This window comes from Burkholderia theae (assembly GCF_048565265.1).
GTDB classification, from domain to species: Bacteria; Pseudomonadota; Gammaproteobacteria; order Burkholderiales; family Burkholderiaceae; genus Burkholderia; species Burkholderia theae.
On record NZ_CP183461.1, the window covers coordinates 1959676 to 1973133 of the forward strand.

A 13458-nucleotide genomic window follows, 5' to 3' on the forward strand; every position below is an offset into this window, starting at 1 on the left:
CGCGGCTGACATCGGTGACACGATGGTTTAAATTATATGCGTGACGCACACATATACTAGGAGCGCCTACGTGAAAAAGCAACGCCTGAACAATCTGCTGGGTGCGCTCGCGCTTGCGCTGAACGACCGGGTAGAGGATGCGATCGCCCGCGAGACGGGGCTGCATGGGTCGATCGCGGATGCGCTGGTTCTGCTGTCGCAGGCGCATACGCTGACGATCGACGCGCTTGCGCGGCAACTGATGCTCGTGCATTCGTCGGCCGTGCGGCTTGCCGAGCGGATGGCGCAGGAAGGGCTCGTCGCGCGCGAGCCCGGCGAAGACAGGCGGACGGTCGTGCTGGCGCTGACCGAGGCCGGGTACGACGCGGTGCAGCAGGTGCTGGGCGCGCGCGGCGCGGCGATCGCAGACCTCACGCGCACGTTGACGACCGAACAGTGCGCGCAGCTCATGCCGATCTGCGAGCAACTGATCGGCGCACTGGCCGACGACATGCAGAACGCGATCCGGGTGTGCCGGCTGTGCGACGAAGATGCGTGCGACGTGCGGCGGTGCCCGTCCGAACGCGCGTATCGGCGGTTCGTCGCAGAGCGCGATGCGACGGGCTGACCGGGCTGATGGGGCTGACGCGGGGCCGAGCGCCTAGGCGCTCGCGACACGCCGCGCGAGCCTCGGCGCAAAACCTGCCGCCAAGACGAACAGCACGATACACAGGCACGCCATCGCCACCCAAGCAGGCGTCAGATCCGCGAGATGCTGGCGCACGACGCCGGCCGCGAACGGAAACAACCCGGCGATCAGGTAGCCGATCCCCTGTACGAAGCCCGTCAGCGACGCGGCATCGGCTGGCGTCGCCGCATGGTCGACGGTGACGATCAGCGACAGCGGAAACAGCGCGCCGATCCCCGCGCCGAGCAGCAGCGCAGCCGGCAGCGCAAGCGCCTCGGGCGCGGCCAGCATCACCAGCAAACCGATCAACAGCGACGCGATCGCCGCATGCAGCGCGGGCCGGCGATCGGGCAGGCGGTCGATCGCCGCCGAGATCGTCAGCCCCGCGACGACTTCCGCGAGCGTCACGCCGCCGAGCAGGCTGCCGGCCGCGGTCGGCGACCAGCCGAGCCGCATGTAGTACGGCGGCAGCCACGCGAGCACGAGCGTGTACGCGCCCGTCGCGATCCCGAAGAACAGCGCGAGCCGCCAGGCGCGCGGCGAGCGCGACGGCTGCGCATTCGACGCCGAAGCCGGCCCGGCCGCGAGCGCATCGCCGCCGCGGCTGGCGAGCGGCCAGGCGAGCGCGGCCACCACGGCCGGCAACGCCCAGCCCGCGAGCGCGGCGAGCCAGCCCCAGCGGGCCGCGGCGAACGGCGCGACGACACTCGCGAGCACCGCGCCGCCCATGATCGACGTCGAATACACGCCCATCGCGCCGCCGATCCGCGTCGCGAAATGCGCCTTCACGAAGCCGGGCAGCAGCGCCTGCACCATCGCGATCCCGATGCCCGCGCAGCACGCGCTCGCGAGCAACAGCCACGCGTGCTGCGCGCCGATGCGCGCCACGCAGGCCAGCCCGATCAGCGCGACGCCGAGCCATACGCCGCCCGCGATACCGGTCACGCGCTGCAGGCGCCGCGCGCTCAGCGCGCCGAGCCCCATCAGCAGGACCGGGATCGTCGTCAGCAGGCTGGCCGCGCCGTCGCTCATGCCGGTCGCGCGCTGGATCATGTCGAGCAGCGGGCCGACCGCGGCCAGCGCCGGCCGCAGGTTCAGCCCGACGAGCACGATGGCGGCGAGCCGCCATCCGGGGGAAGTGAAGCGATTCATCGACAGGCCCTCGGTATCGGTGCACGGCATCCGTCCGGGTGCCGTGGGTTTTCAGGTAAAGTATCTCGACGTCAAGATAAACGCCCATTTATCTCGACGTCAAGATAACTGGTGAGCCGAGGAGGGTTAATCAATGGATCGAGCCGCGCATGCGCTCGCGCAATGGCGCGCCGAGCGTCCGGATCTCGACGCGTCGTCGATGGTGGTGATGGGGCGGCTGCAGGAAGCCGCGCTGGTGATCGCGCGCGACCGTCTCAATCCGCTGTTTGCGCGCTTCGGGATGCAGCCGGGCGAATTCGACGTGCTCGCGACCTTGCGGCGCGGCGGTGCGCCGTTCGCGCTGACGCCGACGGCGCTGTACGACGCGCTGATGATGTCGTCGGGCGGGATGACCGCGCGCATCGACCGGCTGCAGAGGGCCGGCTGGGTCGAGCGCCGGCCGAACCCGGCCGACGGGCGCGGCACGCTCGTCGCGCTGACCGAAACCGGCCGCGCGCTGATCGACGACGCCGTTGTCGCGCACATCGACAACCAGCGTGCGATGCTGGCCGCGCTGTCGGACGCGGAACAGGCACAGTTGTCACGGCTGCTGGAAAAGCTGCTGGCGGGGCTGGAGGAAACGGCGCCGGAAAGTCAGGGCCGGAAGTAGCGCCGCCGAAGGCGCAATACGAACGCGCCGGGCGGGTGGAAAGACACGCCCGCCGCGCAATGCGACGGGCTGGGCAGATCGCGGGCGACCCGCCCGCGCTGCCGATCAGCCGCGGGCCGGGATGTTGAGCCCGCGCGCGACGGCCGGACGTGCGACGAACGCGTCGAGCGCCCGCGCGACGTGCCGGAATTCGCTGAAGCCGACGAGATCGCCCGCTTCGTAGAAGCCGACGAGGTTGCGCACCCACGGGAAGATCGCGATGTCGGCGATCGTGTAGGTATCGCCCATCACCCACTTGCGGTTCGCGAGATGCGCGTCGAGCACGGCGAGCAAACGCTTCGATTCGGCAGCGTAGCGGTCGCGCGGGCGCTTGTCCTCGTAGTCGCGGCCGGCGAACTTGTGGAAGAAGCCGACCTGGCCGAACATCGGCCCGATGCCGCCCATCTGGAACATCACCCACTGGATCGTCTCGTAGCGGCCCGCGAGATCCTTCGGGATCAGCTGGCCCGTCTTGTCCGCGAGATAGATCAGGATCGCGCCCGATTCGAACAGCGGCAGCGGCTTGCCGTCGGGGCCGTTCGGATCGATGATCGCCGGGATCTTGTTGTTCGGGTTCAGCGACAGGAACGCGGGCGACAACTGGTCGTCCGTGTCGAAGCGCACGAGGTGCGGCTCGTACGGCAGGCCGGTTTCCTCGAGCATGATCGACACCTTGACGCCGTTCGGCGTCGGCAGCGAGTAGAGCTGGAGACGGTCGGGATGCTGGGCCGGCCACTTTTGCGTGATCGGGAAGGCGGACAGGTCGGGCATGGAAGTTCGCTCGTCGACGAGGTGGGTGAACCGCGCCCCGCCAACCAGTCGCGTGCCGCGGACGATCCGCGGCGCGGGCGGCATCGGCGGGGCGCGCCGAAAAACGCCCACTGTAGCCGATCCTCGCAATCGATGCAGGCGGCGGGGTATGGCGAGTGGCATGACGCGGAGCGGCTGATCGGCGAAGTGGCGGCGCTTGGCGAAAGTCATTCCGGCTTGACGAATTGACGAATTGACACGCCGACATCTTTGCCGGCCTCGGAACTCCTTCGGCAATCCGTCGAGTGCTATGATTATCGGCAACGTAGCCGCGTCGCGAGAATGCGCGATAAGCGGCTGATTGTTATAGTTTTTTGAGCGGAAGGCTGCCATGGCTCCCAAAAGAAAGGTGCTGTACGGGGTTGAGTTGAAACCCCGCACGATCATTCGTCCCACGACGGAGGTCAAGGCTTCGACCGAAACCGAGAAGGACGACGTACTTCGCGCGGCACGAAAAGTCATTTCCGAGCATCGGGACGTACTGATCGCGTTGAAGGATCGCTGATTTGCTGGATCTCGACTACGTCATCACGATCCACGACGAGATCATCCGGGATCTCGGCGGTCTCAGCGGATTCGCGCATGGTGGTCGGGGCGGTGTCGAAGCCGCCCTGCACCGAATCGAAAATCATGCCCATTACGCGGGTCTCGATGACGTGTTCGGCATTGCCGCGACTTATGCCGCCGCGATCGCGCGCGGGCATGTGTTCAATGATGCAAACAAGCGCACCGGCCTGACTTGCGCATTGACGTATATGGAGCGGCAGGGTATCTCGATTCCTCGCCTCGCCGATCTCGAGGACCTCATGGTCGACGTTGCGGACGGCAGCGTGACGAGTGAAGAACTGGCCGACTATTTCAGTGCGATCTGGGCGTTGTCGCTGTCCCGCTGAAAGCCCGCTCCACCGGATCATCCCCTTGCACACTTGGTCACTGCCAATCGATCACGCGGCTGGCGTATCGGGCCTCGCCCGGCCTTGCATTCATCCTGCGAAATACGCGGGTCGAACCCGCTCGGCACATCGAGTTCATTGTGCATCCATCGACATACGATGTCTTAGCACACGTCACTTCTCGCGCTGCGACAATCCCCGAAATCCGTTTCGCTTTTTGAATCGCGTCATCAAGTGAAGGGGTTTTGTCAGGGAAAGTCCCGCCCCACGCGTCATGGTTTTTTGTTGACCGACATCGTATAACGCCGTCATGATTTCCTGAAAGAAAGGTCCCATCCACCGACCGAAGTGAGGAGACATGAACACAACCACGATCGCGCGCCGGGTTCGCCGGATCGCACTCGCGCTGGGCGTTACGCTGTCGGCCGCGGCTGCCGTTGCCGCACCCGTGTCGCTGAACATCGTCGACGTCGCGGGCAACCTGCAGCTCACGCAGAAGGCCATCGAGGCATTCAAGGACAAGAACCCGAACCTCGTGTCGACCGTCACGTTCACGAATGCGCCCGCGCCGCAGCTGCCGGGCAAGATCAAGGCGATGCAGGCGGCCGGGCGCTCCGACATCGACCTCGTGCTGACGGGCACCGATGCGCTGGCCGCCGGCATCGAACAGAACCTGTGGCAGAAACTCCTGCCCGACGACGCGGCCGCGTTCCCCGGCGTGCTCGACAAGTACGCACCCGGCCCGCGCAAGATGCAGGATCTCGCGCAGGGCTTCGGCCTCGAAGTCACCTACATGCCGGCCGGCCCGCTGCTCGAATACAACCCGGCGAAGGTCGGCAACCCGCCGAAGACGCCCGACCAGCTGCTCGCGTGGTGCAAGGCGCACCCAAACAAGCTGATCTATGCGCGCCCGGCGAATTCGGGCCCCGGCCGCACGTTCCTGATGGGGCTGCCGTACGTGCTCGGCGACAAGAATCCGCTGGATCCGATCAACGGCTGGGACAAGACCTGGGCGTTCCTCAAGGCGTTGAACGACTGCGTGCCGTACTACCCGGGCGGCACGTCGGCGGTGATGAAGGAACTCGGCGAAGGCACGCGCGACATGACCGTGACCGTCACCGGCTGGGACCTCAACCCACGCGCGCTCGGCATCGTGCCGGCCGAGTTCCGGATCCAGGCGTTCGACAACATGACGTGGGTCAACGACGCGCACTACATGGTGATCCCGAAGGGCGTGCCGAAGGAAAAGCTCGACGTGCTGTTCAAGCTGATGAACTTCCTGCTCGAACCGGCGCAGCAGGCGATGACGTACGACGACGGCTACTTCTATCCGGGCCCGGCGGTGAAGGGCGTGACGCTCGAGATGGCGCCCGCGCACAGCCAGGAAGTGATCCGCAAGTTCGGCCGCCCCGAGTACGCGAAGCTGCTCGCGGATCGCCCGCACGTGCAGCCGCTCAACGCGCAGGCGATGGTCGCCGCGTTCCAGAAGTGGGATCGCGAGATCGGTTCGCAGAAGTCGAAGTGACGCATGAACCGGCGGGCGCCGCGGCGCCCGCGTCCATGGAGTTCGCGCAATGAAGCACAGTTTCGAACGGTTGCGTCTCGACGGCGTGTGCCGCAGTTTCACCAACGCACAAGGCGCGCAGGTCGCCGCGCTGAACGGGCTCGACCTCGAGATCCGGCGCGGCGAGTTCATCGCGCTGCTCGGCCCGTCGGGCTGCGGCAAGTCGACCGCGCTCAACTGCATCGCGGGGCTGCAGCCGCTCACGAGCGGCGGCATCTGGCTCGACGACACGCGCATCGACGTGCTGCCGCCCGAGCGCCGCGGCTTCGGGATGGTGTTCCAGAACTACGCGCTGTTTCCGCACATGTCGGTGCTCGACAACGTCGGCTTCGGCCTGAAGATGCGCGGCGTGCCGAAGCAGGAAACGCGGCGGCGCGCGCAGCAGGCGCTCGAACTCGTGCAGCTCGTCGGCCACGAGGGCAAGCTGCCCGGGCAGTTGTCGGGCGGGCAGCAGCAGCGCGTCGCGATCGCGCGCGCGATCGTCATCGAGCCGCCGCTCGTGCTGATGGACGAGCCGTTGTCGAACCTCGACACGAAGCTGCGCATCGAGATGCGCGCGGAGATCCGCCGCATCCACACGCAGCTCGAACGCGCGACGATCTACGTGACGCACGACCAGGACGAGGCGTTGTCGATGGCCGACCGCATCGTCGTGATGAAGGAGGGCGTCGTGCAGCAGGTCGCGTCGCCGAAGGACGTCTACACGCGCCCGCACAACCTGCATGTCGCGCGCTTCATGGGTTATCGCAACGTGCTGCCGTTCACGCTCGAAGGGATGGCCGGCGACTGCGTGAACGTCACGGCCGGTGGCGTGCGCATCGCGGGCGTGCCGATGGCCGGCTTCGACGCGAAGGACGTCATGGTCGCGCTGCGCCCCGACGACATCGAGCGCGCGGACGACGCCGGCGACAACACGTTCGACGCGACGGTCGAAACGGTCGAGTACGGCGGCCGCGATTCGCTGATCCGAGCGGTCACGCCGTTCGGCCCGATCTGGGCGCGCGTGGCCGGCGAATTCGCGGAAGGCGAGCGGCTGCGGTTGCGCGTTGCGCCATCGCGCACACTCGTTTATCCGGGAGAGCCGACATGAGCGGCCCGACCGCAGCACCGTCACGCCCGGAGGCCGCATGAGCGCGCTCGCGGCCGGCACGCCGCGCGACACGAAGGCCTGGCTCGTCACGCCCGCGCTCGCGTTCATCGCCGCGCTGTTCATCTACCCGTTCGCGTACGGCCTCGTGTTGTCGTTCCAGCCGATGAACGGCGGCGGCGCGCTCGCGAACTACGTGCAGTTCTTCACCGATACCGCGATGTGGCCGACCGTGCTCGTCACGCTGAAGCTCGCGGTGCCGGCCACGCTGATCAACGTCGGCGTGTCCGTGCCCGTCGCGTTCGCGCTGCGCCGCAATTCGCCGTACCAGAAGTTCGTCACGACGCTGCTCGTGATTCCCGTCACGCTCGGCACGGTGCTCGTCGCCGACGGGATGCTCACGTACTTCGGGCCGAACGGCTGGTTCCCGCAGGCGCTGCAGGGACTGCACCTGTACTCCGATGAAGTGCGCCTCACGCACAACTACTGGGGCGTGCTGCTGTCGCTGATCGTGTCGGGCTTTCCGTTCGCGTTCCTGCTGATGCTGTCGTACATCAGCGGCATCGATCCGACGCTCGCGCGCGCGGCGGCGACGCTCGGCGCGAACCCGTGGCAGCAGTTCCGGCAGATCTACCTGCCGCTGCTCGTGCCGGGGCTCACGATGGCCGCGTGCCTGTCGTTCGTGCAGGCGTTCTCGGTGTTCCCGTCGGCCGTGCTGCTCGGCGCGCCGGCCGGGCCGACGCGCGTGATCTCGATCGCGGCGGCCGAGGCCGCGTTCGAGAGCTACGACTATTCGCTCGCGTCGGCGATCGCGATCGTGATGGGCTTCGTGCAGTTGCTGGTGGTCGCATCGATGCTCGGCGCGCGCCGTTTCTTCTATATGGGCGCGGTGACGGGAGGCAAGGGCTGATGGCGACCGACAATCATGCCGCGCGAGCCTGGCCGCCGAAGCAGGACGCGCCCGATGCACGGCCGGTCAACGCGAGGAAACCGCAAAAGATGAGAAGCAATCTCGCCGGTCGCGCGTGGAAGGCGCTCGTCTGGGGGCTGATGGCGTTCTTCCTGCTGAACGTGATGCTGCTGATCGCGACCGTCGCGGTGAACTCGGTCGCGACCCGCTGGTTCGGCACGCCGCTGCCGCAAGGCTTCACGCTGCGCTGGTATGCGAAGGCATGGGAGGACTTCCAGCTCGCGAGCGTGCTGTGGGTGACCGTCGAGGTCGTCGGCGCGGTCGTGTTGCTGTCGATCGCGCTCGGCGTGCCGGCCGCCTATGCACTGGCACGCGTGCAGTTTCGCGGCAAGCGCGTCGCGCTGCTGGTGTTCCTGCTGCCGCTGATGGTGCCGCCCGTCACGTACGGGATTCCGATGGCGACCGTGATGTACAAGGTCGGGCTCGCCGGCACGCTGCCGGGCGTGATCCTCGCGAACCTCGTGCCGGCGCTGCCGTTCGTGATCCTCGTGATGACGCCGTTCATCGAACAGATCGATCCGAATCTCGAAGCCGCCGCGCGGATCTTCGGCGCGAACACGTGGCGCTATTTCCGCCATGTGCTGCTGCCGCTGCTCGTGCCCGGCATGCTCGCGGCCGGGTTGCTCGTGCTGGTTCGGACGATCGGGATGTTCGAGCTGACGTTCTTCACCGCCGGCCCAAGCACGCAAACGCTCGTCGTCGCGCTGTATTACGCGGTGTTCTCGACCGGCGTGCGCGCGCCGCAGTCGATCGACGCGATGGCGATGATCTACATGGCCATTACACTCGTGTGGGTCGTGATCGCGCTGCAGTTCGTCAGCCCGACGCAGCTCGTCAGCCGCGTGAAGCAGGAGCGGCAGTAGAAGGGAAGAGGGCCTGCCGTGCCGCTGCGCGTCCGTGCAATTGGTTACAAATGGATACCGCGAACGACGCGCGGACGTTGCAGACTACGCGGCGTACCGGTTTGGCGGCTGCGTTCGTGCATGGCGCCGCACACCACCCGACGCTCACTCGATTGACGGATATCCATGAAGTTTCAAACGCTGCTGACACTCGGCTGTGCATCGACCCTGCTGGCCGCCTGCAACCTGCTCCACGACGGCCCCGGATCGAGCGACGTCGACGCCGCGGTGCGCCGCGCGCTCGAAGCGGAAAACCACGGCGGCCTGAACGCGCTGTTCGGCCAGCCGCTGCCGGTATCGGCCGATGTCGTGTCGGCGAAGCCCGACGGCGACTGCAAGAAGCTCGGCGACCGCACGTACTCGTGCGACGTCGTGGTCACGTGGCGCAATGCCGACTACTCGCCGTCGCGTGCGAACCTGACCTTCGTGAAGGCCGCCGACGGCTCGTGGCAGACGTCGGGCGTCGACGCGGCACTCGCGACCGGCACCGCGAAATCGCTGATCGACCAGATCGGCAAGGCATGGCACGGCGACGCGGCAAGCGGCGCGTCGGCGCCGCAGTGATGCGCCGGCGGCGGGCTGTTCACTTCCTTCCTGCCGCGCACGGTTTCTCGCTCATGAAAGCCGCGCCGTTCCACACGCTCCGCTGACAGCAATCCATCGATGACGGTTGCCCGTGCGAGCACCACCCGCGCACGGGCACGTGTCGTTCGGCGCCCGCGACCGGCGCGCAAGCACGGATCAACTAAAAAAGGGCGCAAGCACCGGGCCCGCCATCGGTCGAAGGCATCCCCGGTATGCGGGCCGGGTTATAGGGAAAACCCTTATCTCAGGGTATAATCTCAGGCTAAGAGAAAGGTCGAACCATGCCTGAACGTTTCCAAACCCTTGAAAAATTTGTGTTTTCCCTGATCGTGATGTCCGCGGTCGTGTGCTCGGCATTCCTCGCGTACGAGCGTCACCCCGAGATCAAGATCGCACTGCACGAAGGCGAAGCGCTGATGCGCGAGAGCGCCAAGTATTCGGTCATCTGCTCGCCGTCCAAGGTCGATCCTTGCGTCGAGATGTCTGCTTACTAAGCCGTTTTCCGGCTCGCCCTGTATCCCCGTCGGTCTGAATGCGTTGAAGCAGCACCCATCAGGCATTCAGAAACTGACCGCACGATAGGGCGGATGCACGAACCCGTCACGTGCCGAGTCGCTGGCGCAAGCAGCCCCTGATTCAGCAAGCCCCGCTTCGAGCAATCGAGCGGGGCTTTTCTGTTTGCGCGGCTGAAACGATCTCGCTCAGCGGCGCCCATCACACGAGTCACACCACATGCCGCGGTTCGCCCGCCACAAACGCGGCAACGTTGTCGACGAGCTGATCGGCGAGCGCCTGCATCGCCTCGTCGCTTGCCCATGCGACGTGCGGCGTCAGGATGAACGCCGGATGCGACAGGATCGCGTGAAACGGATGCTGGGCCGGCAGCGGCTCCTGCGTGACCACGTCGAATCCGGCACCCGCGATCTGCCCCGACTGCAGCGCGTCGACCAGCGCGTTTTCGTCCACGAGCCCGCCGCGCGCGGTATTGATCAGCAGCGGCCGGCGCGCCATCCGCGCAAATGCGGCCGCATCGATCAGGTGCCGCGTCGCGGGCGTGAGCGGGCAGTGCAGCGTGATCACGTCGCTGTCGCGCAGCAGCGTGTCGAGCGGCACGTAGTCGGCGCCGTCGGCATTGCCGTGCGCCGCGAACAGCACGCGCATGTCGAGCGCACGCGCGATGCCGGCCACCGCGCGCCCGAGCACGCCGTCGCCGACGATCCCGAGCGTCGAACCGGCCAGGTCGCGGATCGGATGATCGAAGAAGCAGAACTGCCCGCTGTCGAGCCAGCGCCCCGCGCGCACCGCGTCGCGATAAGCGACGACGCTGCGGCGCAGCGCGAAGATCAGCGCGAACGTATGCTCGGGCACCGTGCGGACCGCATACCCGCGTATGTTGCTCACAACGATTCCGCGCGACGCGCACGCGTCGAGATCGACGATGTCGGTCCCCGTCGCGGCGATCGCGATCATGCGCACGCGCCGTGCGTCGGCGAGTGCCGCCGCGTCGAGCCGCACCTTGTTGGTCACGACGATGTCGGCGTCGGTGATGCGCGCCGCGACTTCGTGCGCGGCCGTCCGTTCGAACGCACGCAGTTCGTGCGGAAACGGGAACGGCTTCAGCACGGTCTGCGGCGACAGCGTCGCGCGGTCGAGAAACACGATCTTCGCGGGAGAGGAAACAGAAAACATGGCGGATCTCGCTGACAGGCGCCCGGCGGGCGCGGAACGGGTTCGATTCTGCCGCCGGTTTGCGCGCCGTCGTTTGACCGTTGCGCGAGTGCGCTTTCCCGGACGGAAAGGCTGACGCACCCGCACGAGAACGCGTGCGGCAATCGCACCGGCCCGCGCCTTTCCGTTTCGGAAAGGCTGGTTGAGCATCGATCGATTTTCGCCGTGCACGAACGCCGTCATGATCGCCGTCATCGACAACACGATTTCATCGGAGACAGTCATGACGCGACCCCTGGACGGCATCCGCGTGCTGGAACTCGGCCAACTGATCGCCGGGCCGTTCGCGGGCAGGATGCTCGCCGAATTCGGCGCGGACGTGATCAAGGTCGAGCCGCCCGGCCTCGGCGACCCGCTGCGCAAATGGCGGCTGCTGCACGACGGCACATCGGTCTGGTGGGCCGCGCAGTCGCGCAACAAGACCTCGCTCACGCTCGACCTGCGTACACCCGAAGGACAGGACGTCGTGCGCCGTCTGGTCGCCGAGACCGACGTGCTGATCGAGAACTTCCGGCCCGGCACGCTCGAGGGCTGGGGGCTCGGCTGGGACGCGCTGTCCGCGATCAACCCGGGGCTCGTGATGCTGCGCGTGTCCGGTTTCGGACAGACCGGCCCGTATCGCGACCGCCCCGGTTTCGGCGTGATCGCCGAGGCGATGGGCGGCCTGCGGCACCTGACCGGCGAACCCGGCCGCACGCCGGTGCGCGTCGGCATCTCGCTCGGCGATTCGCTGTCGGCGCTGCACGGCGTGATCGGCGTGCTGCTTGCGCTGCGGCATCGCGAGCAACAGGGCGGTAAAGGGCAGGTCGTCGACGTCGCGCTGTACGAATCGGTGTTCAACATGATGGAAAGCCTGCTGCCCGAATATTCGGCATTCGGCGCGGTGCGCGAGCCGGCCGGCAGCAGCCTGCCCGGCATCGCGCCGACCAACGCGTATCGCTGCCGCGACGGCAAATACGCGCTGATCGCCGGCAATGGCGACAGCATCTTCCGGCGCCTGATGGAGCTGATCGGCCGGCCCGAGCTCGGCAACGATCCCGCGCTCGCGCACAACGACGGGCGTGTCGCACAGGTCGAGCGCATCGACGCGGCGATCGGCGCGTGGAGCGCGCGCCACGATCTCGACGACGTGCTGGCCGCGCTGAACGAAGCGCGCATCCCGTCCGGGCGCATCTACGACGTCGCGGACATCGCCGCCGACCCGCATTACCGCGCGCGCGACATGATCGTCGACGCCGCGCTGCCCGACGGCACACCCGTGCTGGTGCCGGGCATCGTGCCGAAACTCGGCGCGACGCCCGGGCGCATCGAGCGCGCGGCGCCCGCGCTCGGCGCGGATACCGATGCGGTGCTCGAATCGATCGGCATCGATGCCACGACGCGCGGCGACTGGCGCACGCGCGGCGTGATCTGAACGGAATACGGGAGACGACGACATGAGCACGCAACGCAAACGGCTCTACATCCAGGAAGTCGCGACACGCGACGGTTTCCAGAACGAAGCGGCATTCGTCGACACCGACGACAAGATCGCGCTCGTCGATGCGCTGAGCGCATGCGGCTACGCGAAGATCGAGGTCACGTCGTTCACGTCGCCGAAGGCGATCCCCGCACTGCGCGACGCGGAGGCCGTGATGCACGGCATCGTGCGCGTGCCGGGCATCGTCTATACGGTGCTCGTGCCGAACGTGCGCGGCGCCGAGCGCGCGCTGTCGTGCGGCGTCGACGAAGTGAACCTCGTGATGTCGATGAGCGAAAGCCACAACCGCGCGAACCTGCGGATGACGCGCGAGCAATCGTTCGCGCAACTGCGCGACGTGATCGACGCGGTGCGCGGCACGGGTACCGCGATCAACGTGTCGCTGTCGACCGCGATGGGCTGCCCGATGGAAGGCGACGTCCCGGCCGAAACGGTGCTCGCGTGGATGCAGCGTTTCGCGGATCTCGGCGTGCACGGCTTCACGCTGTGCGACACGACGGGCATGGCGTTTCCGTCGCAGGTGCGCACGCTGGCCGAGCGTGCGCGCGAGCGCTTCGGTGCGTTGCAGCTCGCGCTGCATTTTCACAATACGCGCGGGATGGCGCTCGCGAACACGCTCGCGGCGCTCGATGCCGGTATCGACCGCTTCGACGCGTCGCTCGGCGGGCTCGGCGGTTGCCCGTACGCACCGGGCGCGACCGGCAACGCCTGCACCGAGGAACTCGTGCACATGCTCGACCTCGACGGCTACGATACGGGCATCGATCTCGCGGCCGTGCTCGCCGCATCGGCACGGCTGCCCGCGCTGATCGGGCATGACGTGCCGAGCCAGATCCTGAAGGCCGGGCGCCGCTCGGATCTTCATCCGCCACCGCGCGCCGACGCCGGCGACATGCCCGCGCAACGCGCTTTCTCGTGAACAGGAGCGAACC

15 protein-coding genes are annotated in these 13458 nt (G+C 67.3%); 12 read left to right on the top strand and 3 right to left on the bottom strand.

What is annotated here, in order from left to right:
- Positions 1–70 precede the first annotated feature (70 nt).
- The gene (locus tag ACN22W_RS09135) at positions 71–607 is read left to right on the top strand and encodes a MarR family winged helix-turn-helix transcriptional regulator (protein ID WP_419683676.1); all 537 of its coding nucleotides are present in this window, start codon (positions 71–73) and stop codon (positions 605–607) included.
- A 33-nt stretch (positions 608–640) separates the two neighbouring features.
- Here ACN22W_RS09135 and ACN22W_RS09140 read toward each other — a convergent pair whose 3' ends face one another.
- Positions 641–1819 (bottom strand): MFS transporter, encoded by a 1179-nt coding sequence (locus ACN22W_RS09140; protein WP_419683678.1) that lies wholly within the window; start codon positions 1817–1819, stop codon positions 641–643.
- 133 nt (positions 1820–1952) lie between these two features.
- Between ACN22W_RS09140 and ACN22W_RS09145 the strand changes: the two genes are divergently transcribed.
- A complete protein-coding gene (locus ACN22W_RS09145) occupies positions 1953–2468 on the top strand; it encodes a MarR family winged helix-turn-helix transcriptional regulator (RefSeq protein WP_419683680.1) in 516 nt (171 codons plus the stop codon).
- Positions 2469–2573: 105 nt separating this feature from the next.
- Here the strand turns inward: ACN22W_RS09145 and ACN22W_RS09150 are convergent, their stop codons facing one another.
- The gene (locus ACN22W_RS09150; protein ID WP_419683682.1) at positions 2574–3278 is read right to left on the bottom strand and encodes a glutathione S-transferase N-terminal domain-containing protein; all 705 of its coding nucleotides are present in this window, start codon (positions 3276–3278) and stop codon (positions 2574–2576) included.
- Positions 3279–3648: 370 nt separating this feature from the next.
- Between ACN22W_RS09150 and ACN22W_RS09155 the strand changes: the two genes are divergently transcribed.
- The 8 genes from ACN22W_RS09155 to ACN22W_RS09190 all read left to right on the top strand — a co-directional run bounded on the left by ACN22W_RS09155 (position 3649) and on the right by ACN22W_RS09190 (position 9812).
- A complete protein-coding gene (locus tag ACN22W_RS09155; protein WP_419683684.1) occupies positions 3649–3822 on the top strand; it encodes a hypothetical protein in 174 nt (57 codons plus the stop codon).
- Position 3823: 1 nt separating this feature from the next.
- On the top strand, positions 3824–4210 hold the full coding sequence (locus tag ACN22W_RS09160; protein ID WP_419683686.1) for a type II toxin-antitoxin system death-on-curing family toxin: 387 nt from the start codon (positions 3824–3826) through the stop codon (positions 4208–4210).
- Between the two features lie 358 nt (positions 4211–4568).
- The gene (locus tag ACN22W_RS09165; protein ID WP_419683688.1) at positions 4569–5735 is read left to right on the top strand and encodes an ABC transporter substrate-binding protein; all 1167 of its coding nucleotides are present in this window, start codon (positions 4569–4571) and stop codon (positions 5733–5735) included.
- 49 nt (positions 5736–5784) lie between these two features.
- Entirely contained in the window at positions 5785–6864 is a 1080-nt protein-coding gene (locus tag ACN22W_RS09170) for an ABC transporter ATP-binding protein (RefSeq protein ID WP_129514585.1), read from the top strand.
- A 37-nt stretch (positions 6865–6901) separates the two neighbouring features.
- Complete coding sequence (locus ACN22W_RS09175) at positions 6902–7771, top strand: ABC transporter permease (protein WP_419683690.1); 870 nt, start codon at positions 6902–6904, stop codon at positions 7769–7771.
- Positions 7771–8694, top strand: a complete 924-nt coding sequence (locus ACN22W_RS09180) for an ABC transporter permease (protein WP_419683692.1) — start codon at positions 7771–7773, stop codon at positions 8692–8694. The genes ACN22W_RS09175 and ACN22W_RS09180 overlap by 1 nt, the downstream gene beginning before the upstream one ends.
- A 165-nt stretch (positions 8695–8859) precedes the next feature.
- On the top strand, positions 8860–9297 hold the full coding sequence (locus ACN22W_RS09185; protein WP_048243205.1) for a hypothetical protein: 438 nt from the start codon (positions 8860–8862) through the stop codon (positions 9295–9297).
- A 302-nt stretch (positions 9298–9599) separates the two neighbouring features.
- Positions 9600–9812: a hypothetical protein gene (locus ACN22W_RS09190; protein ID WP_048243204.1), complete on the top strand. Its 213-nt coding sequence runs from the start codon at positions 9600–9602 to the stop codon at positions 9810–9812.
- A 229-nt stretch (positions 9813–10041) separates the two neighbouring features.
- On the opposite strand, the gene ACN22W_RS09195 is transcribed toward ACN22W_RS09190, so the two are convergent.
- On the bottom strand, positions 10042–11007 hold the full coding sequence (locus ACN22W_RS09195; protein WP_419683694.1) for a D-2-hydroxyacid dehydrogenase: 966 nt from the start codon (positions 11005–11007) through the stop codon (positions 10042–10044).
- A gap of 262 nt (positions 11008–11269) precedes the next feature.
- On the opposite strand from ACN22W_RS09195, the gene ACN22W_RS09200 reads away from it, so the two are divergent.
- Positions 11270–12460 carry a CaiB/BaiF CoA transferase family protein gene (locus ACN22W_RS09200; RefSeq protein WP_419683696.1) on the top strand — a complete coding sequence of 397 codons (1191 nt, stop codon included), beginning with the start codon at positions 11270–11272 and terminating at the stop codon, positions 12458–12460.
- A 22-nt stretch (positions 12461–12482) separates the two neighbouring features.
- Positions 12483–13445: a hydroxymethylglutaryl-CoA lyase gene (locus tag ACN22W_RS09205; RefSeq protein ID WP_419683698.1), complete on the top strand. Its 963-nt coding sequence runs from the start codon at positions 12483–12485 to the stop codon at positions 13443–13445.
- Positions 13446–13458: the final 13 nt, after the last annotated feature.

Bases quoted from the DNA above. Each gene is read 5' to 3' on its own strand.
- ACN22W_RS09180 (WP_419683692.1), top strand. From the start codon at position 7,771: ATGGCGACCGACAATCATGCCGCGCGAGCCTGGCCGCCGAAGCAGGAC.
- ACN22W_RS09205 (WP_419683698.1), top strand. From the start codon at position 12,483: ATGAGCACGCAACGCAAACGGCTCTACATCCAGGAAGTCGCGACACGC.
- ACN22W_RS09185 (WP_048243205.1), top strand. From the start codon at position 8,860: ATGAAGTTTCAAACGCTGCTGACACTCGGCTGTGCATCGACCCTGCTG.
- ACN22W_RS09155 (WP_419683684.1), top strand. From the start codon at position 3,649: ATGGCTCCCAAAAGAAAGGTGCTGTACGGGGTTGAGTTGAAACCCCGC.
- ACN22W_RS09190 (WP_048243204.1), top strand. From the start codon at position 9,600: ATGCCTGAACGTTTCCAAACCCTTGAAAAATTTGTGTTTTCCCTGATC.
- ACN22W_RS09170 (WP_129514585.1), top strand. From the start codon at position 5,785: ATGAAGCACAGTTTCGAACGGTTGCGTCTCGACGGCGTGTGCCGCAGT.
- ACN22W_RS09150 (WP_419683682.1), bottom strand. From the start codon at position 3,278: ATGCCCGACCTGTCCGCCTTCCCGATCACGCAAAAGTGGCCGGCCCAG.
- ACN22W_RS09200 (WP_419683696.1), top strand. From the start codon at position 11,270: ATGACGCGACCCCTGGACGGCATCCGCGTGCTGGAACTCGGCCAACTG.
- ACN22W_RS09195 (WP_419683694.1), bottom strand. From the start codon at position 11,007: ATGTTTTCTGTTTCCTCTCCCGCGAAGATCGTGTTTCTCGACCGCGCG.
- ACN22W_RS09145 (WP_419683680.1), top strand. From the start codon at position 1,953: ATGGATCGAGCCGCGCATGCGCTCGCGCAATGGCGCGCCGAGCGTCCG.
- ACN22W_RS09175 (WP_419683690.1), top strand. From the start codon at position 6,902: ATGAGCGCGCTCGCGGCCGGCACGCCGCGCGACACGAAGGCCTGGCTC.
- ACN22W_RS09140 (WP_419683678.1), bottom strand. From the start codon at position 1,819: ATGAATCGCTTCACTTCCCCCGGATGGCGGCTCGCCGCCATCGTGCTC.
- ACN22W_RS09165 (WP_419683688.1), top strand. From the start codon at position 4,569: ATGAACACAACCACGATCGCGCGCCGGGTTCGCCGGATCGCACTCGCG.